General features: G+C 71.4%; 17 protein-coding genes and 2 tRNA genes. 14 read left to right on the top strand and 5 right to left on the bottom strand.

The genetic code is table 11. The features are described 5' to 3' along the window. Positions 1 to 44 precede the first annotated feature (44 nt). The 8 genes from gyrB (at position 45) to ACZ34W_RS04055 (ending at position 8,483) form a co-directional block, all read left to right on the top strand. The gene (gene gyrB / locus ACZ34W_RS04020; protein ID WP_329488805.1) at positions 45 to 2,069 is read left to right on the top strand and encodes a DNA topoisomerase (ATP-hydrolyzing) subunit B; all 2,025 of its coding nucleotides are present in this window, start codon (positions 45 to 47) and stop codon (positions 2,067 to 2,069) included. Between the two features lie 56 nt (positions 2,070 to 2,125). Then, positions 2,126 to 4,732 (top strand): DNA gyrase subunit A, encoded by a 2,607-nt coding sequence (gene gyrA, locus ACZ34W_RS04025; RefSeq protein ID WP_380387630.1) that lies wholly within the window; start codon positions 2,126 to 2,128, stop codon positions 4,730 to 4,732. Positions 4,733 to 4,960: 228 nt separating this feature from the next. Beyond that, a complete protein-coding gene (locus tag ACZ34W_RS04030) occupies positions 4,961 to 5,629 on the top strand; it encodes a DUF3566 domain-containing protein (protein ID WP_465601535.1) in 669 nt (222 codons plus the stop codon). Between the two features lie 270 nt (positions 5,630 to 5,899). Continuing rightward, positions 5,900 to 7,285, top strand: a complete 1,386-nt coding sequence (locus ACZ34W_RS04035) for a cyclopropane-fatty-acyl-phospholipid synthase family protein (protein WP_329488807.1) — start codon at positions 5,900 to 5,902, stop codon at positions 7,283 to 7,285. 16 nt (positions 7,286 to 7,301) lie between these two features. Continuing rightward, a tRNA-Ile gene (locus ACZ34W_RS04040) sits at positions 7,302 to 7,378 on the top strand. 121 nt (positions 7,379 to 7,499) lie between these two features. Further along, complete coding sequence (locus ACZ34W_RS04045) at positions 7,500 to 7,814, top strand: DUF6191 domain-containing protein (RefSeq protein ID WP_329488808.1); 315 nt, start codon at positions 7,500 to 7,502, stop codon at positions 7,812 to 7,814. A gap of 276 nt (positions 7,815 to 8,090) precedes the next feature. Next, the gene (locus tag ACZ34W_RS04050; RefSeq protein WP_465601540.1) at positions 8,091 to 8,219 is read left to right on the top strand and encodes a DLW-39 family protein; all 129 of its coding nucleotides are present in this window, start codon (positions 8,091 to 8,093) and stop codon (positions 8,217 to 8,219) included. Positions 8,220 to 8,410: 191 nt separating this feature from the next. Continuing rightward, positions 8,411 to 8,483 (top strand) — tRNA-Ala (locus tag ACZ34W_RS04055). Positions 8,484 to 8,559: 76 nt separating this feature from the next. On the opposite strand, the gene ACZ34W_RS04060 is transcribed toward ACZ34W_RS04055, so the two are convergent. Beyond that, entirely contained in the window at positions 8,560 to 9,447 is an 888-nt protein-coding gene (locus tag ACZ34W_RS04060) for a DUF5324 family protein (RefSeq protein WP_465601543.1), read from the bottom strand. 260 nt (positions 9,448 to 9,707) lie between these two features. Between ACZ34W_RS04060 and ACZ34W_RS04065 the strand changes: the two genes are divergently transcribed. Then, positions 9,708 to 10,613, top strand: a complete 906-nt coding sequence (locus ACZ34W_RS04065; RefSeq protein WP_396486078.1) for a rhomboid family intramembrane serine protease — start codon at positions 9,708 to 9,710, stop codon at positions 10,611 to 10,613. Positions 10,614 to 10,925: 312 nt separating this feature from the next. Here ACZ34W_RS04065 and crgA read toward each other — a convergent pair whose 3' ends face one another. Next, positions 10,926 to 11,174 carry a cell division protein CrgA gene (gene crgA, locus ACZ34W_RS04070; RefSeq protein WP_329488811.1) on the bottom strand — a complete coding sequence of 83 codons (249 nt, stop codon included), beginning with the start codon at positions 11,172 to 11,174 and terminating at the stop codon, positions 10,926 to 10,928. A gap of 172 nt (positions 11,175 to 11,346) precedes the next feature. Between crgA and ACZ34W_RS04075 the strand changes: the two genes are divergently transcribed. The 5 genes from ACZ34W_RS04075 to ACZ34W_RS04095 all read left to right on the top strand — a co-directional run bounded on the left by ACZ34W_RS04075 (position 11,347) and on the right by ACZ34W_RS04095 (position 15,216). Beyond that, positions 11,347 to 12,108: a DUF881 domain-containing protein gene (locus tag ACZ34W_RS04075; protein ID WP_329488813.1), complete on the top strand. Its 762-nt coding sequence runs from the start codon at positions 11,347 to 11,349 to the stop codon at positions 12,106 to 12,108. Positions 12,109 to 12,273: 165 nt separating this feature from the next. Next, positions 12,274 to 12,450, top strand: coding sequence for a hypothetical protein (locus ACZ34W_RS04080; RefSeq protein WP_329488814.1), 177 nt, complete (start codon positions 12,274 to 12,276; stop codon positions 12,448 to 12,450). A 56-nt stretch (positions 12,451 to 12,506) separates the two neighbouring features. After that, positions 12,507 to 13,169 carry an aminodeoxychorismate/anthranilate synthase component II gene (locus ACZ34W_RS04085; RefSeq protein ID WP_329488815.1) on the top strand — a complete coding sequence of 221 codons (663 nt, stop codon included), beginning with the start codon at positions 12,507 to 12,509 and terminating at the stop codon, positions 13,167 to 13,169. A gap of 5 nt (positions 13,170 to 13,174) precedes the next feature. Then, positions 13,175 to 14,341: a class E sortase gene (locus ACZ34W_RS04090; RefSeq protein WP_465601549.1), complete on the top strand. Its 1,167-nt coding sequence runs from the start codon at positions 13,175 to 13,177 to the stop codon at positions 14,339 to 14,341. A 50-nt stretch (positions 14,342 to 14,391) separates the two neighbouring features. Continuing rightward, positions 14,392 to 15,216, top strand: a complete 825-nt coding sequence (locus ACZ34W_RS04095; RefSeq protein ID WP_465601553.1) for a class E sortase — start codon at positions 14,392 to 14,394, stop codon at positions 15,214 to 15,216. Between the two features lie 109 nt (positions 15,217 to 15,325). Here the strand turns inward: ACZ34W_RS04095 and pknB are convergent, their stop codons facing one another. The 3 genes from pknB to ACZ34W_RS04110 all read right to left on the bottom strand — a co-directional run bounded on the left by pknB (position 15,326) and on the right by ACZ34W_RS04110 (position 20,556). Beyond that, a complete protein-coding gene (gene pknB, locus ACZ34W_RS04100; protein WP_329488818.1) occupies positions 15,326 to 17,464 on the bottom strand; it encodes a Stk1 family PASTA domain-containing Ser/Thr kinase in 2,139 nt (712 codons plus the stop codon). A gap of 261 nt (positions 17,465 to 17,725) precedes the next feature. Next, positions 17,726 to 19,183, bottom strand: coding sequence for a peptidoglycan D,D-transpeptidase FtsI family protein (locus ACZ34W_RS04105; protein ID WP_329488819.1), 1,458 nt, complete (start codon positions 19,181 to 19,183; stop codon positions 17,726 to 17,728). Then, complete coding sequence (locus ACZ34W_RS04110; protein ID WP_329492179.1) at positions 19,180 to 20,556, bottom strand: FtsW/RodA/SpoVE family cell cycle protein; 1,377 nt, start codon at positions 20,554 to 20,556, stop codon at positions 19,180 to 19,182. The genes ACZ34W_RS04105 and ACZ34W_RS04110 overlap by 4 nt, the downstream gene beginning before the upstream one ends. Positions 20,557 to 20,694 lie beyond the last annotated feature (138 nt).

The following is a 20,694-nucleotide window of genomic DNA, read 5'->3' on the forward strand; positions in this document are numbered from 1 at the left end:
CGCCGTGGTCGCACGCTCGCCCGCACGGGGCGGGGATGCGGCCCGTGCTGTGCCAGAGAGGGCGCTTCGTGGCCGATTCCGGCAACCCCAGCCAGACCCCAGACCAGACCGAGCAGGCGGCCGAGAGCACCTACACCGGAAGCAACATCCAGGTGCTGGAGGGCCTCGACGCCGTCCGCAAGCGCCCCGGCATGTACATCGGCTCGACCGGTGAGCGTGGCCTGCATCACCTGGTGCAGGAGGTCGTGGACAACTCCGTCGACGAGGCGATGGCCGGGTACGCCGACACCATCGACGTCACGCTCCTCGCCGACGGCGCGGTCCGCGTCGTCGACAACGGCCGAGGCATCCCGGTGGACATCGTCCCCGGCCAGGAGAAGCCGGCCGTCGAGGTCGTGCTCACCGTCCTGCACGCGGGCGGCAAGTTCGGCGGCGGCGGCTACGCCGTCTCCGGCGGCCTGCACGGCGTCGGCGTCTCGGTGGTGAACGCCCTGTCCACCCGTCTCGCGGTGGAGATCCACCGGGACGGGCACCTCTGGACCCAGGAATACAAGATGGGCGCGCCGACCGCCGCCCTGGTGAAGGGCGAGCCGACCGAGCGGACCGGCACCACCGTCACGTTCTGGGCCGACCCGGACATCTTCGAGACCACGGTCTACTCCTTCGAGACGCTCTCCCGGCGCTTCCAGGAGATGGCGTTCCTCAACAAGGGCCTGACCATCTCGCTGACCGACGAGCGGCCGGAGCACGCGGACGAGGAGGGCAACCCGCTCTCCGTCACGTACCGGTACGACGGCGGCATCGCCGACTTCGTCGCCCACCTCAACTCCCGCAAGGGCGACGTGATCCACCCCTCGGTGATCGACTTCGAGGCGGAGGACAAGGAGAAGACGATCTCCGTGGAGGTCGCGATGCAGTGGAACTCCTCGTACACCGAGGGGGTCTACTCGTTCGCCAACACCATCCACACCCACGGCGGCGGCACCCACGAAGAGGGCTTCCGCGCGGCGCTGACCGGCCTGGTCAACCGCTACGCGCGGGACAAGAAGCTGCTCCGCGAGAAGGACGACAACCTCTCCGGCGAGGACATCCGCGAGGGTCTGACCGCGATCATCTCGGTCAAGCTCGGCGAGCCGCAGTTCGAGGGCCAGACCAAGGACAAGCTGGGCAACACCGAGGCGAAGACCTTCGTCCAGCGGGTGGTCCACGAGCAGCTGAACGACTGGCTGGACCGCAACCCGAACGAGGCCTCGGACATCATCCGCAAGTCCATCCAGGCCGCCACCGCGCGCGTGGCCGCCCGGAAGGCGCGGGACCTGACCCGCCGCAAGGGCCTGCTGGAGTCCGCCTCGCTGCCCGGCAAGCTGAGCGACTGCCAGTCCAAGGACCCGGCCGAGTGCGAGATCTTCATCGTCGAGGGCGACTCCGCCGGCGGCTCCGCCAAGCAGGGCCGTGACCCGCGCATCCAGGCGATCCTCCCGATCCGCGGCAAGATCCTGAACGTCGAGAAGGCCCGGATCGACAAGGTGCTGCAGAACACCGAGGTCCAGGCGCTGATCTCGGCCTTCGGCTGCGGCATCCAGGAGGACTACGACGAGTCCAAGCTGCGCTATCACAAGATCGTCCTGATGGCGGACGCCGACGTCGACGGTCAGCACATCCGCACCCTGCTGCTCACCCTGCTGTTCCGCTTCATGCGGCCGCTGGTCGAGTCCGGCTACGTCTACCTCGCGATGCCCCCGCTGTACAAGATCAAGTGGGGCAAGGACGACTTCGACTACGTGTACTCCGACCGCGAGCGCGACGCCACCATCGCGGCGGGCGTCGCGGCCGGTCGCCGGCTGCCCAAGGACGACGCGATCCAGCGCTTCAAGGGTCTCGGCGAGATGAACGCCGAGGAACTGCGGGTGACCACCATGGACCAGGCCCACCGCCTGCTCCAGCAGATCACCCTGGAGGACGCGGCCCGCGCCGACGACCTCTTCTCCGTCCTGATGGGCGAGGACGTCGAGGCCCGCCGCTCCTTCATCCAGCGCAACGCCAAGGACGTCCGCTTCCTGGACGTGTGACGGGGCCCGCCCCTGCCAGCACAGTCCAGTCACGCGTGAAAGGAAACTGACCACCAGTGGTCGACGACAACCGTCCCGACGGCGAGCAGCCGGACGCCAGCACCGCCACCGACACCTTCGTGTCCCGGGTCGAGCCGATCGAGCTCGAGACCGAGATGCAGCGCTCGTACCTCGACTACGCGATGAGCGTGATCGTCAGCCGTGCGCTGCCCGAGGTCCGCGACGGCCTCAAGCCGGTGCACCGGCGCGTGCTCTACGCCATGTACGACGGCGGGTACCGCCCCGAGAAGGGCTACTACAAGTGCGCCCGCGTCGTCGGCGACGTCATGGGCAACTACCACCCGCACGGTGACACCTCGATCTACGACACCGTGGTCCGCCTGGCCCAGCCGTGGTCGCTGCGGATGCCGCTGGTGGACGGCAACGGCAACTTCGGCTCGCCGGGCAACGACCCGGCCGCGGCCATGCGCTACACCGAGTGCAAGCTGATGCCGCTGGCCATGGAGATGATGCGCGACATCGACGAGGAGACCGTCGACTTCGCCGCCAACTACGACGGCCGCTCGCAGGAGCCCACCGTCCTGCCCGCGCGCATCCCCAACCTGCTGGTCAACGGTGCCACCGGCATCGCGGTCGGCATGGCCACCAACATCCCGCCGCACAACCTGCGCGAGGTCGCCTCCGGCGCGCTCTGGGCGCTGGAGCACCCGGAGGCCTCCAACGAGGAGCTGCTGGAGGCCCTGATCGAGCGGATCAAGGGCCCGGACTTCCCGACCGGCGCGCTGATCGTCGGCCGCCGCGGGATCGAGGAGGCGTACCGCACCGGGCGCGGCTCGATCACCATGCGCGCGGTGGTCGAGGTCGAGGAGATCCAGGGCCGCCAGTGCCTGGTGATCACCGAGCTGCCCTACCAGGTCAACCCGGACAACCTCGCGCTGAAGATCGCCGACCTGGTCAAGGACGGCAAGGTCGCCGGCATCGCCGACGTCCGCGACGAGTCCTCCTCGCGCACCGGCCAGCGCCTGGTCATCGTGCTCAAGCGGGACGCCGTCGCCAAGGTCGTGCTGAACAACCTCTACAAGCACACCGACCTGCAGACCAACTTCGGCGCCAACATGCTGGCGCTGGTCGACGGCGTGCCGCGCACGCTCTCGCTCGACGCCTTCATCCGGCACTGGGTCAACCACCAGGTCGACGTCATCGTCCGGCGCACCACCTTCCGGCTGCGCAAGGCCGAGGAGCGGGCGCACATCCTGCGCGCCCTGCTGCGCGCCCTGGACATGATCGACGAGGTCATCGCGCTGATCCGGGCCTCGGCCAGCGCCGACGCCGCCCGCAGCGGCCTGATGGAGCTGCTCGCCATCGACGAGCTCCAGGCCAACGCGATCCTGGAGATGCAGCTGCGCCGCCTGGCCGCCCTGGAGCGCCAGCGGATCATGGACGAGCACGACGAGCTGCAGCGCAAGATCGACGAGTACAACGCGATCCTGGCCTCCCCGGGCCGTCAGCGCGAGATCATCTCCGAGGAGCTGACCGCGATCGTCGAGAAGTACGGCGACGAGCGGCGCTCCACCCTGATCCCCTCCGACGGCGACCTCTCCATCGAGGACCTCATCGCCGAGGAGGACATCGTCGTCACGATCACCCGTGGCGGCTACGTCAAGCGGACCCGCTCCGACCTCTACCGCTCGCAGAAGCGCGGCGGCAAGGGCGTGCGCGGTGCGCAGCTCAAGCAGGACGACATCGTCGACCACTTCTTCGTGACGACGACCCACAACTGGATCCTGTTCTTCACCAACAAGGGCCGGGTCTACCGGGCCAAGGGCTACGAGCTGCCGGACGCCGGCCGGGACGCCCGCGGCCAGCACGTGGCCAACCTGCTGGCCTTCCAGCCGGAGGAGCACATCACCCAGGTGATGGCGGTGCGCACCTACGAGGACAAGCCGTACCTCGTGCTCGCCACCCGGGCCGGTCTGGTGAAGAAGTCCGCGCTCAAGGACTACGACTCGCCCCGCTCCGGCGGCCTGATCGCGATCAACCTGCGCCAGGACGAGGAGGGCCGGGACGACGAGCTGATCGGCGCCGAGCTGGTCTCCGCCGAGGACGACCTGCTGCTGGTCTCCCGCAAGGCCCAGTCGATCCGCTTCACCGCGACCGACGACGCGCTGCGGCCCACCGGCCGCGCCACCTCCGGCGTCAAGGGCATGTCCTTCCGCGAGGACGACGAACTGCTGTCGATGAACGTGGTCCGGCCGGGGACGTACGTCTTCACCGCCACCGACGGTGGCTACGCCAAGCGCACCGGGGTGGACGAGTACCGTGTCCAGGGGCGCGGCGGTTTCGGCACCAAGGCGGCGAAGATCGTCGAGGGCCGCGGATCGCTGGTCGGCGCCCTGGTGGTGGACGACAGCGACGAGATCATGGCGATCACCCTCTCGGGCGGGGTGATCCGCACGAGGGTTTCCGAGGTTCGTGAAACCGGACGTGACACCATGGGCGTCCAACTGATCAACCTCGGAAAGCGCGACGCGGTGGTGGGCATGGCCCGCAACGCGGAGGCCGAGGGCGAGGAGCTGTTGGAGGACGAGGCGTCCGACGCCGAGTCCACCGAGGTGGCCGAGGGTACGGAGACGGTGGCGGGCGGCGAGGAAGCCCAGGCCTGACCCCTACCGCGCAGGCCGGTGCCGTTGCGTCCGAACACGGGCGCGGTGGCGCCGGCCGCCGACCAGTTCCGGGCAATCCCGCCGGGTGCTGGATGACGAGTGACGACGCAGGGCGGCGCCGCCGCCCTGGTGGGAAGTGCGGGAGGACCAGTGAGTGGAGCCACGGGTGCTGCGGGAGGAGCCACCGGCGGCCGTCCGGGCGCAGCACAGGGCGGCGGGGGCTACGGGGTGCCGCAGCCGCCGGCCGAGCACCCCGCCGCGTCCACCTCGCTGATGCCACCGGTCGGTGCGGCGGGTCAGGGCGGGGCGACGTACGGCGGGCAGCCGACCCCTCCGCCGCCGGGAGCGCCGGCGCCGGGCGGAAGCGGGTTCTCGCAGCCGACCACGTACGCCAAGGGGCAGCCGACGCCGCCCCGGGGCACCCGGGTGGGCGGCAACACCCCGCCCGGCGGGACGCCCGTCCCGGGCGGCGCCCCGCGCCGGCCCGGCGCGGCGCCGGCCGTCGGGGGCGCCGGCCTCGGCCGGACCCGCAAGGCCCGGCTGCGGATCACCAAGGCCGACCCGTGGTCGGTGATGAAGGTGAGCTTCCTGCTGTCGCTGGCGGTCGGGATCATCATCATCGTGGCGGCGGCCGTCCTGTGGATGACGCTGGACTCGCTCGGGGTCTTCGACTCGCTCGGCAAGACCCTCAAGGAGGTCACCGCCGGCGAGGCGCCCAACAGCGGCATCAACCTGATGGACTACGTCGGGTTCGGCAAGGTGATGACCTTCACCTCGCTGATCGCGGTGGTCGACGTCGTGCTGCTGACCGCGCTCTCCACGCTCTCGGCGTTCATCTACAACGCGGCCGCCGGCTTCACCGGTGGCATCGAGCTGACCCTGGCCGAGGAGGACTGACCCCGGCCGCGCCGGACCGGGTCTGACCCCCGGTCACATCGTCGTCCGCGGACGGAATGTGCGGGCCCCGACGGCTGTTGCAGCCTTCGGGGCCCGTCGGCATTTCGGGTGACAGCCGGTCCCCGCGGCGTGCCGCCCGGTCGGGCGTCCGCCGCGGTGGGATTAGCTGGACGCGCTCGTGCCGAGTCACCGAGTGCCGCAGGCCCGCCCCCCGGTCCGACCGGCCGGGGCGGGTACGGCTGTGCAGGTACGGCTGGACGGAGGCGCGCGATGGCTCAGCTCGCAAGGCAACTGGTCGAGGCCCTGGAAGGGCTGCTGGGGGTCCCGGTACCGCTGCGGGTGCAGGTGTGGGACGGCAGTGCCGCCGGGCCGCCGGGGGCGCCCACGGTGGTGCTGCGCAACCGGCGGGCGCTGCGCCGGCTGCTCTGGCAGCCGGGTGAGCTGGGCCTGGCCCGGGCCTACGTGTCGGGGGACCTGGAGCTCGCCCCGGGCGCCGACCTCTACGAGGTGCTGACGGTCGTCGCGCACCTCGCCGAGCGCCCCGAGATCCGGCAGCTGGCGCTGGGCCCCGGCGACGTGGTCGGCCCCCGGGGCCGCCGGGTGCTGGGGGCGCTGCTCCGGGCGGGTGCGCTCGGCCCGCAGCCCGCCCCGCCGCCGGAGGAGGCCGGGTCCGTCCGGGGCCGGGTGCACAGCCGCAGCCGGGACCGCGCGGCGATCAGCCACCACTACGACGTCGGCAACGACTTCTACGGGCTCGTCCTGGGCTCCTCGATGGTGTACTCCTGCGCCTACTGGGAGCCGGCCGCCAAGAGCCTGGAGGCCGCCCAGGAGGCCAAGCTCGACCTGATCTGCCGCAAGCTCGGCCTGCGGCCGGGGATGCGCCTGCTGGACGTCGGCTGCGGCTGGGGCTCGCTGGTGCTGCACGCCGCGCGGCACTACGGCGTCACGGCGGTCGGCGTCTCCATCTCCGAGGAGCAGGTCGCGCTCGCCCGCCGACGGGTCGAGGAGGCCGGCCTGGCCGACCGGATCGAGATCCGGCTGCAGGACTACCGGGAGATCCCGGACGGCCCGTTCGACGCCATCTCCAGCGTCGGCATGGCCGAGCACGTCGGCTCCGAGCAGTACCGGGTCTACGCCGACGGCCTGTACGGCCTGCTGGTGCCCGGTGGCCGGCTGCTCAACCACCAGATCGCCCGCCGCCCGGACCACCCGGGCGAGCCGCACCGCCCCAGCCCGTTCATCGACCGCTACGTCTTCCCGGACGGCGAGCTCTCCCCGGTCGGTTCCACCGTGGCCCGGCTGGAGGAGGCCGGCTTCGAGGTCCGCGACGTGGAGTCGCTGCGCGAGCACTACGGGCTGACGCTGCGCGAGTGGGTGGCCAACCTGGAGGCGCACTGGACGGAGGCGGTCCGCCTGGTCGGCCGCGGCCGGGCCCGGGTCTGGCGGCTGTACATGGCGGCCTCGGCGCTCGCCTTCGAGGAGAACCGGATCGGGATCAACCAGATCCTCGCCGTGCGCACCGGTCCCGAGGGGGCGGCCCACCTCCCGGCCACCCGTGAGGAGTGGCTGCTCCGCCGCCCCACCGCTTCCCACCAGCGGACTGCCGCCGGGGCCGGTGCCGATCAGGATTTGGGAGATCGGCCGTCGGTCCGCTAATCTTTCAGTGCGGCAAGGGCCTATAGCTCAGACGGTTAGAGCGCTTCCCTGATAAGGAAGAGGCCACAGGTTCAAGTCCTGTTAGGCCCACCACCGCGAAGGGCCCGGAGCGATCTCGCTCCGGGCCCTTCGGCGTTTTCGTGCCCGGACCGGGGAACCACGGGCCCGCCCCGGGGGTTGTCCGGGGGAGGGCGGGTGGAGGGATGGTGGCGGTATGGCGCTGTTCTGGGCGATGAGCATTCCCGGACTGGTCTGCGCGCTGGTCGTGCTGGCCTTCGTCGACCAACTGGCGCTGCGGGCGCGCCGGGCCCGCTGGATCCCCTGGCGGGGGACGGGCCGGGAGGGGCAGATCTCGTCGACCGGCTTCGAGCAGCTGCACGCCCAGTTCGCGGCGGGCAAGCAGCACGAGCTGGACGAGCGGCGCAGCACGCTGATGCTGCGCGACGAGGAGGGGGAGGGGGCTCCGCCGCGGACCAGGGTGGACCTCGCCTCCGGTACCGCCGTGGTGGTCACGCCGCCCCGCCGGTGACCGGTCCGGGTCGGTCCGGAGGGCGTCCTGGGGCCGCTCACCGGCAGGCCGACCGTACGACAGGAGGTGTGGCGTCAATCCTCCGGCCGGACGGGTCGGTTGGCGGCAGCGGTGGCTGGTCACGATTGGGACACCGGTGTGTATCATCGGCCGCAAGGGCAGTCTGGCACCCGGCAGCCCGTTCGTGCTCGTAAGAACCCATGGACTCGTCGGCCCGGCCAATCCGGTCGGCGCACGGCTGTTGAGTCCGATACGCAAGAAGGACGAGGTCCCGCGGTGAAGAAGCTTCTCCTGGTCGCCCTGGTCGCCCTCGGCGGCTTCTTTGTCTACCGTCAGGTCCAGGCGGACCGCGCCGAGCAGGACCTGTGGACCGAGGCCACCGACCCGGTCCCGGCCGGTCACTGAGGCCCCGGACGATCTGACGATCGACGATCTTCGGAGACGCCGCAGCGCGTCTCCCCGGTCGGTCGGTCCGGTCGGACGACCGGGCCGACCGGCTCTTCCGGCACCGGCCGGGCACCAGTGCGGGGACGGGGCGTGGGATTCGCGCCGGGACCCGGTACGCTAGTGCCCGGCGGTACACGCGGTGCCGTCGAGGGGCTTTAGCTCAGTTGGTAGAGCGCTGCCTTTGCAAGGCAGATGTCAGGAGTTCGAGTCTCCTAAGCTCCACAGACGAACAGCCGATCGGCCGCTGACCTGAATCCGGGTCAGCGGCCGATCGGCGTTCTGCGGGGGTGCGGGCCGGTCAGTGCGGCTTGCGCGGGTCGTGCGGCTTGGGCCGGTCCTCGTCGTGGTCGGGCCCGTCAGGGGTGGACGAGCCGGGTTCGGCGGCGCCGGACTCGGTCGGGACGTCCGGCGCGGCCGCCGTCTCGGCCGTGGAGCCGTTCACCGGGCTGGTGGTGGCCGCGTCGACGGTGCCGTCCGCGGTGCCGGCGCTCGTGGCGTGCGAGCCGCCGGGGCGCGGGGCGGCCGCGGCCTCGGCCGGGCCGGGCGCCGGGGTGGGGGTTCCGGTCGTGGGCTCGACGAGCCACTCCGGGTCGCCCTGGTGCCGCCACCACTGCCAGACCAGGATGCCGCTGCCGATGGCGACGGCGCCCGCCACGGCGAGGCCGGTGGCCCAGCCGTTGCGGTGCTCCTTCCTGGCGTTGCGGGCGGCGAGGTCGCTGATCTCGGCCGAGGTGACGTGGCCCTGCAGCGCGGTCAGCGCGGCGGCGCCGCGGGTCTGCGCCTCCAACGCGACGGGCGTGACGGTGGCGCGGGCCTCCTCGACCGCGTGGGCGACCTTGGGGACCACGGTGGAGCGGGCCTGGTCGGCGGCGCGGATCGCGGAGAGCCGGGCCGCCAGGGCGGTCTCCTGGGCCCGGTGGAGGGCCTTGAGGGTGTTCTTCTGGGCTTCCGGGGGAAGGCTGGCGAAGGCATGCTCGAACTGCGGGGCGATGTGCTTGGCGTACTGCACACGGGCGCTGTGCGCTGCCTGGGAGGCCTTCGGCCCGACGGCGTCCACAGCGGGCCCCAGCCGCTGCTTCGCGCCGTCCGCGAGGTGCACCGCGGTTTCCTTGGCGGTGGCGGCGTAGGGCGCGAGAGTTTCCCGGGTCTTGCCGGCCGTCTCACGTGCTGAGTCCAAACGGGTCACGAGTCTCTCCTCCTGGTGGCGTCCTATATGCACTTATCCACCTAAATGCTGATCATGCATGTTGATTTGTCTGAGAGCACTCCGGAGTGGGCCGTACGCGGGGTGTGGCGGGTCGCCCGGTCCGGCGTCCGGGGACCGGATCCGGCCGGTGGAGATCGCTCGGCGCCGACCCGCCGCAGTACGCTGACGATCCCGGTGCCACCCGTACGGCGGGTGCCGGCGGGACCGCGCCGCCGACGTACGAGAAGGGGTTACCGCTGATGCTCCCGGACGAGTCCAGGCCGCCGACGGACGAGGACCCGCGGCCGGGCGGCGGGTCCGGGGCGTCCCGCTGCTACCGGCACCCGGAGCAGGAGACCGGTATCGGCTGCTCCCGGTGCGGCCGGCCGATCTGCCCGAAATGCATGGTGAACGCCTCGGTGGGCTTCCACTGTCCGGAGTGCGTCAGCGGGGACAACCGGCAGGTGCGGCAGGCGACCACGCGGTTCGGCGGCAAGCCGGCCGCCGACGGCGCGCTGGTCACCAAGGTCCTGCTCGGACTCAACCTGGCGGTCTTCCTGCTGGCCGCCTACGTGCTGGAGCCGTGGCTGGCCGAGGACCTCTCGCTGTTCAGCGTCGGCCCGCAGATCACCGGCTTCCCGTACGGCGTGGCGGCCGGGCCGGACCAGTGGTACCGGCTGCTGACCGCGACCTTCCTGCACGTCGCGCCGTGGCACATCGCCACCAACATGGTGATGCTCTGGGTGATCGGTCCCTCGCTGGAGGCGGCGCTCGGCCGGATCCGCTTCCTGGCCGTCTACCTGCTGTCCGGCCTGGCCGGCAGTGCGTTCGCCTTCCTGCTGGCCGGCGGCTTCATGAACTCGCTGGGGGCGTCCGGCGCCATCTTCGGCCTGCTCGGCGCGACCGTGGTGATGTACAAGCAGACCAGGACGCCGCTGGGACCGGTGATCGCGCTGCTGGTCTTCAACCTGATCGTCACCTTCTCGGTGTCCGGCATCGACTGGCGGGCGCACATCGGCGGGCTGGTCGCCGGCACGCTGACCGCGATCGGGCTGATGTACGCCCCGCGGGAGCGCCGGACGGTCGTCCAGGCACTGACGGTGGCGGGGGTGGCCGGGCTGGTGCTGCTGATGGTCCTCGTCGGGACGGCCCGCTACGGCGGGTGACCGTTCCGGACGTTTGTCCACAGCGCGTGGGGGGTTGTGCACAGCCGGTGCGCCAGCCGGGCTGTGGACTGTTGTTCTACGCGTGTCCCGCTGTGCGTATTCGGCATTCGGGGGAGCGCGCGCACGGGTGTGGACAGCGCGCCGGACGCGAGTTATCCACAGGCCGGGGAGACTTTTCCCCAGTGTGGATAACCATGTGGATAAGCGTGATAAGCGGGATAACCGCCGTCCGGTGTCAGGACACACCGAGGCGCCGCCCCGCACGACGCTGCCGGGGCGGCGGAGCGGACGCTCAGGGCCTGGGCCCCGGCGTCACTTCCACTGGGTGGAGACGCCGAATCCCGCCGCGATGAAGCCGAAGCCCACCAGGATGTTCCAGTTGGCCCAGCTCTCGACCGGCCAGGTGCCACTGGTCACGTAATAGGTGACGATCCAGACCAGACCGACCAGGAACAGTGCCAGCATCAGAGGGGCTACCCAGCTTCGGCCCGAGCTGATTTTCACCGTTGCCACCGTCGGCGGGGTGTAATCGGACTTCTTGCGGAGTCGAGACTTCGGCACGAGGAGCTCTCCTGTCGATGCGCTGTGAGACCGCGCAGGGGTTCAGCGGGTGGGGCGGCTGGTGGGTGGCGGCTGTGGAGAACGTTAGGGGAACCGGTCCCGCACATGCCACCGGCGTCCGTTAGCGTAGTGGCTCGGCGGGTCTGAAGGAGATAAGGGTACGGTGCCTAATTTGTCGATTCCTCCTCGGCCTGCCCGCTCTCGCGCCGCCGGCATCCGAATTGTCGGCCGTGCCCTGACCTGCGCCGTCTTCGCGCTCGCCGGCCTGCTCTTCTACATCAGCGCGCAGACCGCCCGCGGGACCGATCTGCGGACCGACAACTCGCTGCTGAGCCTCGGCGACGTGATACGCCAGCGCAGCTCGCAGAACCAGCAGTCCCAGGAGCAGCTCGCCGACCTCCAGGCGCGTTCCCAGGCGCTCACCGGCCAGCAGGGGCGCAGCCCCGCGGACGCCGCCCGGCTGACCGCCCTCCAGCAGGCCGCCGCCCTGGAACCGCTGCAGGGGCCCGGACTGACCGTCACCCTCAACGACGCGCCGCCGAACGCCACCGCACGCATCCCCGGGGTGCCCGAGCCCGGCGTCAACGACCTCGTCATCCACCAGCAGGACATCCAGGCGGTGGTCAACGCGCTCTGGCGGGGCGGCGCCGAGGGCGTCCAGGTGATGGACCAGCGGCTGATCGCCACCAGCGCGGTCCGTTGCGTGGGCAACACCCTGCTGCTCCAGGGCCGGGTCTACTCGCCGCCGTACGTGGTCAAGGCGGTGGGGCGCACGGACGCGCTGCGGTCCGCGGTGGACGCCGACCCGACGATCCGCAACTACCTGCAGTACGTGCAGGCGTACGGGCTGGGCTGGAAGGTGCAGGAGAGCGGCGAGCTCAGCGTGCCCGGCTACTCCGGCACGGTCGACCTGGGTTCGGCCGGGGGACAGTGACGGCCGGCCGGTGACCACCGGTCCGGGCGCCGCTCCGGCCCGCCGCCGCGACCCGCCGGGCGGGCCGCCGGAGCACAACGGGCGGGCGCTGCCGGGGAAGGGCGCCTCACGCGCCCGGATCACGGGTCTACTCTTGACCCCAGTCTGTTGCGTCGAGGGAGCACCATGTACGGCTGGATCTGGCGACACCTTCCGGGGCACCCCCTGGTCCGGGCCCTCATCTCGCTGCTCCTCGTCCTGGGGGTGGTCTACCTCCTGTTCACCTACGTCTTCCCGTGGGCGGAACCGCTGCTCCCCTTCGGCGACGTCACAGTGGACGGCGACGGCGGCGCCGCCGGCTGAGCCCGGCGGCCCTGCTCCTCCTCCCAGTCCCCGCAGCCCACGGAGATAGCGCGCGAATGACCCCCCAGCTGACCTCGCCCCGCATCCTGGTCGTCGACAACTACGACAGCTTCGTCTTCAACCTGGTCCAGTACCTCTACCAGCTCGGCGCCACCTGCGAGGTGGTGCGCAACGACGAGGTGACGGTCGAGCACGCGGTGCGCCGCGCGGGCGCGGAGGGCTTCGACGGGGTGCTGCTCTCCCCCGGCCCCGGTGCGCCCGAGGAGGCCGGGGTCTGCATCGAGATGGTCCACCACTGCGCGCGGACCGGGCTGCCGGTCTTCGGCGTCTGCCTGGGCCTGCAGTCGATCGCGGTCGCGTACGGCGCGGTGGTCGGCCGGGCGCCCGAGCTGCTGCACGGCAAGACCTCGCTGGTGGAGCACGAGGACGGCGGCGTCTTCGAGGGCCTGCCCTCGCCGCTCACCGCGACCCGGTACCACTCGCTGGCGGTCGAGCCGGCCACCGTGCCGGACGAGCTGGTGGTGACCGCCCGGACCGAGAGCGGCGTGATCATGGGGCTGCGCCACCGCGAGCTGCTGGTCGAGGGCGTCCAGTTCCACCCGGAGTCGGTCCTCACCGAGGGCGGGCACCGGATGCTCGCCAACTGGCTGGCCGAGTGCGGCGATCCGCAGGCCGTCGGCCGTTCGGCCGGGCTCGCCCCGGTGATCGGCCGGGGCTGAGCGGCATGACCGCGGTGCGTCCGGAGGGGCGATACCAGGCGGGCGCGGATCCGCACGGGGCCGGAGCGCCCGGCCCGGGCGGCCGGCACCGGCAGCCTGCCCCGCAGTACGGCGGCCGGGGCCAGCACCCGCCGGAGAGCCAGTACCAGCAGTACGACCCCTACGGTGCGCAGCCGCTCGGACCGGGCGACCCGGAGCACGGTGGTGCCGAGGACGGCTGGAGCGTCTACGAGGAGGCCGGACAGGCCGCTCCGGGCGACCCGGCCCACCCGGGGCAGCCCGAGTACCCCTGGCTGGCCGACCAGACCCTCCAGCTGCGGCTCCCGGCCCTCGCCGACGACGGCACGCCCCCGCCGCTCGGCGGCCGGGCCGAACGCCGTCGTGCCGCGCAGGGCCGGATCTCGGTGCGCTCGGGCGGCGGGCGCCGCCGGGCGGCCGACGGCGCGGCCACGGGCCGGGCGCGGCCCAAGGAGTCGCCCGCCGTCGTGGTCGCCCGCCTCGTCGGCGAGCTGTGCATCACGCTCGGCCTGGTGATGCTGCTCTTCGTCTCCTACCAGCTCTGGTGGACCAACGTGCAGGCCGACGCGGCCGCCGACGGTGCCCGCAACCAGCTGGAGCAGCAGTTCGACGCAGCCCAGCCGGCACCCGGCGCGGCCGGGCAGCCCGCGCCGGACCCGGCGAAGCCGGAGACCTTCGAGCCCGGCAAGGGCTTCGCGATCATCCACCTGCCGAAGCTGGGTCTCAAGTTCCCGATCGCCGAGGGCACGTCCAAGTCGGCGGTGCTCGACAAGGGCCTGGTCGGGCACTACGCCGGGACGGGCATGCCGGCCGACAAGGCGGGCAACTTCGCGCTGGCCGCGCACCGCAACACCCACGGCGAGCCGTTCCGGCACATCAACCAGCTCGGCAAGGGCGACAAGATCGTGGTGGAGACCGCCACCGCGTACTACACGTACGAGATCACCGGCGGCATCCCGGAGACCCCGCCGTCCAACGTGAGCGTGATCAAGCCGGTGCCCAACGGCTCCGGGTACACCCAGGCGGGCCGCTACATCACCCTGACCACCTGCACACCGGAGTTCAGTTCCAAGGCCCGCCTGATCCTCTTTGGCAAGATGATCGAGGAGCGGCCGCGGAGCCAGGGCAAGCCGCCCGGCCTCACGGTCGGCTAGGGCCTGCCGGACAAACCCCGGCGGGCCGCGGCGGACGGCCGCCGCACCGGATGGACAGCACGCGAAGGGGATTACGAGTGACCCAGGACGAGACGGCGCAGGCAGGCCCGCCGCCCGCGCCCGCCCGTCGGCGACGGGGCCGGGCGCTGGCCGCGCTCGGCGTCCTCGGCGAACTGCTGATCACCCTGGGGCTGGTGCTCGGTCTCTTCGTCTCCTACTCGCTCTGGTGGACCAACGTGGAGGCCGACGCCGCCGCGGCGCAGGCGGGTGACCGGCTGCGCGGCGCCTGGGCGGCGGGGCCGACCAACGCTCCCCCGGCCGCCCCCGGCGCCCCGAGCCCCACCGCCGCGCCCGGCACCGGCATTGGCACCGGCCCGGCCCCCGTGGCGGGCGACGGGATCGGCTTCCTGCACGTGCCCGCGATGGGCCGGGGCTACCAGGTGCTGATCCGGATGGGCACCGACGCCGACACCCTGGCCGAGGGCGTCGCCGGGGTGTACGAGCAGCCCTACCGGGCCGCGATGCCCTGGGACGCCACCGGGAACTTCGCGCTGGCCGCCCACCGGGACGGCCACGGGGCGAAGTTCCACGACCTCGACGCCGTCCACCGGGGCGCCGCGATCGTCGTCGAGACCAGGGACAAGTGGTACGTCTACCGGGTCGACAGCACCCTGGCGGAGACCTCCAAGTACGACACCGGCATCGTCGCCCCCGTCCCCAAGGGCTCGGGCTACCAGGCGCCCGGACGGTACATCACCCTGACGACCTGTACGCCGGTCTACACCTCGCGCTACCGGATGGCCGTCTGGGGCAGCCTGGTGCGGGTGGACGACGTGGACGCCGCCCGCACCCCGCCGACCGAGCTGAGGTCCTGACCCGGGCACGGCCCAGCTACCGGGCCGGACCGGCACGCCCGAGGGCCCGTCGCAGCACCTGCGACGGGCCCTCGGGCGTTCCCGGCGTCAGAGCCAGGGGAACCAGGGGTTAGGGGTTGCCCCCTTTGGTGTTGGAGGGTGACGGGTTGGCGGGGTCGCCCCCTTTGGTCGGCTCGGGCGGCTTCACCATCAGGGTGACCGACTGCCCCGGGTCCAGCTGGGTCCCGGCGCCCGGCATCGAGTTGGTGACCGTGCCGTTCGGGTCCTGCGAGCCGAGCAGGGTGTAGCCCAGGCCCTGCTTCTGCAGCTGCGCGATCGCGTCCTTGACCGGAACGTTCTGCAGCGGCGGGACGGTGGCCTTGTCCGGCGCCTTGAAGATCGTCAGGGTGATCTTCGAGTTGGCCGCGGCCTTGGTGTTCGGCTGGAGCGACTGCGACGCGACGGTGTTGACCTTGGTCGGGTCGTTGGTCGGCGTCGTCTTCGAGGCGTCGACCTGGAAGCCCGCGCCCTCCAGGGTGGCCTGCGCGGCCTCCTTCTGCTGGCCGACCACACCGGGGACGGAGACCTTGGCCTTGCCCTGCGAGACGGTGAGCTTGATCTGCGCGGTCGGGTCGCCGGCCGCGTTGGCCGCCGGGTCCTGGGCGATGACCGTCTCCGTCGGAGCGGTGTCGTCGTCCTTGTACTCGGGCTGCGCGATGTTGGTGAAGCCGGCGTCGTTGAGCGCCTTGACCGCCTGGTCCTTGGTCAGGCCGACCACCTTGGGCACGGTCGCCTTGGCCGGACCGGAGGAGAGCTGCACCGTGATCGTGGCGGCCTCCGCGACCTGGCCGCCGGCCGCCGGGGTCTGGGTGCAGACCTGGTCCTTCTTGACGTTGGTGTCCGGGCAGGCCACCTTCTCGCCCTCGGTCACCACCAGCTTGGGGCCGCTCTGCGCGGCGAGGGTCTTGGCCTCGGCCAGCGTCTTGCCCACCAGGCTCGGCGCGACGACCTTGGCGGGCTCCTTCTTGTCGCCGCCCTTGTTGCCGAACATCGCCTGGGCGACGAAGAAGGTGCCGACCAGGACCAGCACGGCGGCGACCGCCAGCACGATCCAGGAGGTGTTGCTCTTCTTCGGCGGCTGCTCGCCGCGCCGGCCCCCGCCGCGGCCGTAGCCGTCGTCGTAGCCGTCGTTCCCGCCGCCGCCCGGGGCACCGGCGTAGGTCTGCCCGTAGCCGTCGTCCTGGTAGCCGGGCTGCTGGCCGTAGCCGGCCTGCGGGAGCATCGTGGTCGGCCCGCCGCCGGGCTGCTGCGGCAGCACGTTGGTCTGGCCGTACGGGTCGTGCTGCTGCGGGTAGCCGTTCTGGTCGTAGCCGTACCCGGCCGCGCCGCCCATTCCGTAGGCGGCGGCCTGCTGGGCGGCGGCCACCGGGAGGCCGTCGAGGAAGCGCTCGATGTCGTCGCGCATCTCGTCGGCGCTCTGGTACCGGTAGTCGCGGTCCTTGGCGAGCGCCTTCAGCACGATCGCGTCGATCTCGGGGCGCACCTCGGGATCGAACACGGACGGCGGCTGCGCCTCCTCCCGGACGTGCTGGTAGGCCACCGCGACCGGCGAGTCGCCGACGAACGGCGGCCGCACGGTCAGCAGCTCGTACAGCAGGCAGCCGGTGGAGTAGAGGTCCGAGCGGGCGTCGACCTGCTCGCCCTTGGCCTGCTCGGGGGAGAGGTACTGGGCGGTCCCGATGACGGCGGAGGTCTGCGTCATGGTCATCCCGGCGTCGCCCATGGCCCGGGCGATGCCGAAGTCCATGACCTTGACGTTGCCCTGCCGCGTCAGCATCACGTTGGCGGGCTTGATGTCGCGGTGCACGATGCCGGCCCGGTGCGAGTACTCCAGGGCCTGGAGGATGCCGATGGTCATCTCCAGCGAGCGCTCCGGCAGCAGCCGGCGGCCGGAGTGCAGCAGCTCCCGCAGCGTGGACCCCTCGACGTACTCCATCACGATGTACGGGATGGAGATGCCGTCGATGTAGTCCTCGCCGGTGTCGTACACGGCGACGATCGCGGGGTGGTTCAGTGACGCCGCGGACTGCGCCTCACGGCGGAAGCGGGCCTGGAAGGACGGATCACGGGCCATGTCGGCCCGGAGCGTCTTCACAGCGACGGAACGGCCGAGCCGGGTGTCATGGGCGAGGTACACCTCGGCCATGCCGCCGCGTCCGAGGACGCCGCCGAGCTCGTACCTGCCGCCTAGGCGACGAGGCTCTTCCATAGTTCCGACCCTCTCCCTCACCCGCCGGTGAGGTTGTGACGTAGGTGTCCCCGCACGCTCCGAGTGACGCCGGCGCGGGCCCGGGTGGTTCTGCGATCAGGACCCTTCGACGCTTCGCGGGCGGCAACGGGCACACCCGCTGCTGCGGATACGCTACCGGTCGCACCGCGCCGGACCGGAGTCGGCCGTGGGCCGATACCAGACCGGTATCCGTTCGGCGGGGCCGATCGTGACATTCGACGCACCCGTGACGGCCGCTCCCTACTTGCCGAGGGCGGCCTGCATCACCGCCTTGGCGATGGGTGCGGCGAGCCGGCCGCCGCTGATCCCGTCACGGTTGTTGGAACCGTCCTCGACCACCACCGCGACCGCGACGGACTGGCCGTCGGGGGTCTTGGCGTAGGAGGTGAACCAGGCGAACGGCAGCCCGGCGTTGTCCTCGCCGTGCTGCGCGGTGCCGGTCTTGCCGCCGACCGTCAGGCCCGGGATCTTGGCGTTCTTGCCGGTGCCGTTGTCGACCACCGAGACCATCAGGTCCTGGAGCTTCTGCGCGGTCTCCGGGCTCATCGCCTGGGAGTACTGCTTCTCGGTGTGCTTGGAGATGGTGGTCAGCGAGGCCGAGCGCTCCTGGTCGACCAGGTACGGCTGCATCAGCGAGCCGTTGTTGGCGATCGCGGCCGAGACCATGGCCATCTGGAGCGGGGTGGCCCGGGTGTCGTGCTGGCCGATGGAGTCCAGCGCCACGCCGTCCGGGGTGGAGTTGGTCGGAAAGACGCTCTTCTCGGACCGGACCGGGGTGTCCACGGTGCTGTTGAAGCCGAACTTCTCGGCCTGCGCCCGCATCTTCTCCTTGCCGAGCTCGGTGCCGATCTTGCCGTAGACGGTGTTGCAGGACCAGTCCATGGCGACCTTGACCGTGGCGTTCTCGCAGGGCTCGTTGTCGCTCTCGTTCCTCAGCTCGGTCTTGGTGCCCGGCAGGATGTACGGCTTCGGCGTCTGGGTCTGGTCGTCGACGCTCTGGAACACGCCGTTCTCGAACGCCGCCGCCGCGGTGACCAGCTTGAACGTCGAACCGGGCGGGTACGTCTCGCGCAGGGCGCGGTTGAGCATCGGCTTGTTCGGGTCCGCGTTGAGGTCCACCCAGGCCTTGGAGTCGCCGGACTCGCTGCCCGCGAAGGCGCCCGGGTCGTAGGACGGGGTGGAGACCAGCGCCAGGATCGCGCCGGTGCGCGGGTCGAGCGCGACCACCGCGCCCTTCTTGTTGCCGAGGCCGTCGAAGGCGGCCTTCTGGGCCTTGGAGTTGATCGTCGTGACGACGTCCCCGCCCTTCTTCGGCTCCCCGGTCAGCATGTCCAGGGTGTTCCGGAAGAACAGCCGGTCGTCGCTGCCGGAGAGGATGCCGTCCTCCAGCTGCTCCAGCTGGCTGGCGCCGAAGGACTGCGAGGAGTACCCGGTCACCGGCGCGTACATCGCGCCGTCGACCCAGGAGCGCTTGTACTTGTAGCGCAGGCCGTTGACGAAGTCGGACTGGGTGACCGGCTTGCCGTCGACGATGATGTTGCCCCGCGGGTGGGCGTACCGGTCGTACACCTGCCGCTTGTTGTTCTTGTTGGTGGCCCAGGCCTCGGCCTGGACGCCCTGCACCCAGTTGGTGCGCACCATCAGGGCCAGGATCAGGACCAGGCAGAAGATCGAGACCCGGCGGATCGGCTTGTTCACGAGGCTGCTCCCCCCTGGAGCTCGGTGGCCGGGGCCGGTTCCACCCCGGGGCGGCGGGCGCTGTCGCTGATCTTCAGCAGGATCGCGATCAGGGCCCAGTTGGCGACCACCGAGGACCCGCCCTGGGCGAGGAACGGCATGGTCATACCGGTCAGCGGGATCAGGCCGGTGACGCCGCCGGCGACCACGAAGACCTGGAGCGCCATGGCCGAGGAGAGGCCGACGGCGAACAGCTTGCCGAACGGGTCCCGGGCCGCGATGGCGGTGCGCAGGCCGCGCTGCACCAGCAGGGCGTAGAGCATGAAGATCGCCATGATGCCGGTGAGCCCGAGTTCCTCGCCGAACGAGCCGAGGATGAAGTCGCTCTTGGCGGCGAAGTCGATCAGCCAGGAGCGGCCCTGGCCGAGGCCCGAGCCGGTCACCCCGCCGGAGCCCAGCGCCATCAGCGACTGGCCGATCTGTTCCGTCGAGCCCTGGGGCGGTTTGGGCGTGAAGGCGGCCATCGGGTCGAGCCAGGCGTCGATCCGGGTCTTCACGTGGCTGGCGGTGGAGGCGACCGCGACGGCGCCGCCGACGGACATCAGCAGGCCGAAGACGATCCAGCTGGTGCGCTCGGTGGCGACGTACAGCATCACCACGAAGAGGCCGAAGTACAGGAAGGACGAGCCCAGGTCGTTCTCGAAGATCAGGATCAGCAGGCTGAGCAGCCAGATCACGATGATCGGGCCGAGGTCGCGGCCGCGCGGCAGGTAGAGGCCCATGAAGCGGCGGCTGGCCAGGGCCAGGGCGTCCCGCTTGACCATCAGGTAGCCGGCGAAGAACACGGTCAGGATGATCTTGGCGAACTCACCGGGCTGGATCGAGAAGGCGCCCATCCGGATCCAGATCTTGGCGCCGAAGTCCTCCTTGCGGGCCGGGAAGAAGGCCGGCGCCGCGAGCAGCACCAGGGCCGCCGCCATCGAGATGTAGGTGTAGCGCTGGAGGACCCGGTGGTCCTTCAGGAAGATCATCACGAAGATGAAGAACGCCACCCCGAGGCCCGACCACATCAGCTGGTTGGCCGCCGCGGGGTAGTTGTTGTGCAGCAGCTTCCCGGCCTTGTCGAGCCGCCAGATCATCACCACGCCGAGCCCGTTGAGCAGGGTGGCGATCGGCAGCATCAGCGGGTCCGCGTAGGGCGCGAAGCGGCGCATCAGCAGGTGCGCGACCAGTGCCAGCGCCCCCATGCCGAGGCCGTAGCCGAGCATGCCGGCCGGTAGCGAGTCGTCCATCGCGAGGCCCACGTTGGCGTACGCGAGGACCGGCAGCAGCACCGCGAACGCCAGCATGGCCAGCTCGGTGTTGCGTCGGTTGGGCGCGCCCTGCGGGGAGATGGTGGTGTTGCCCCGGCGCCGGGAGGAGGCGCGGTCGGCCGGTACGCCGCCGGACCGGCGGTCGCCGGAGCGGTTGTCGGCGCCGTTGCTGAGGTCGAAGGTGCTCACGTGGTGACCGCTCCCTGACGGCCGGCAGGC

Source organism: Kitasatospora sp. NPDC022856, assembly GCF_055561235.1.

Coding starts and splice junctions, on each gene's coding strand:
- pknB (WP_329488818.1), bottom strand. CDS start 17,464: ATGGAAGAGCCTCGTCGCCTAGGCGGCAGGTACGAGCTCGGCGGCGTC.
- ACZ34W_RS04045 (WP_329488808.1), top strand. CDS start 7,500: ATGGCGCTGTTCTGGGCGATGAGCATTCCCGGACTGGTCTGCGCGCTG.
- ACZ34W_RS04035 (WP_329488807.1), top strand. CDS start 5,900: ATGGCTCAGCTCGCAAGGCAACTGGTCGAGGCCCTGGAAGGGCTGCTG.
- ACZ34W_RS04065 (WP_396486078.1), top strand. CDS start 9,708: ATGCTCCCGGACGAGTCCAGGCCGCCGACGGACGAGGACCCGCGGCCG.
- ACZ34W_RS04080 (WP_329488814.1), top strand. CDS start 12,274: ATGTACGGCTGGATCTGGCGACACCTTCCGGGGCACCCCCTGGTCCGG.
- ACZ34W_RS04095 (WP_465601553.1), top strand. CDS start 14,392: ATGGACAGCACGCGAAGGGGATTACGAGTGACCCAGGACGAGACGGCG.
- ACZ34W_RS04085 (WP_329488815.1), top strand. CDS start 12,507: ATGACCCCCCAGCTGACCTCGCCCCGCATCCTGGTCGTCGACAACTAC.
- ACZ34W_RS04090 (WP_465601549.1), top strand. CDS start 13,175: ATGACCGCGGTGCGTCCGGAGGGGCGATACCAGGCGGGCGCGGATCCG.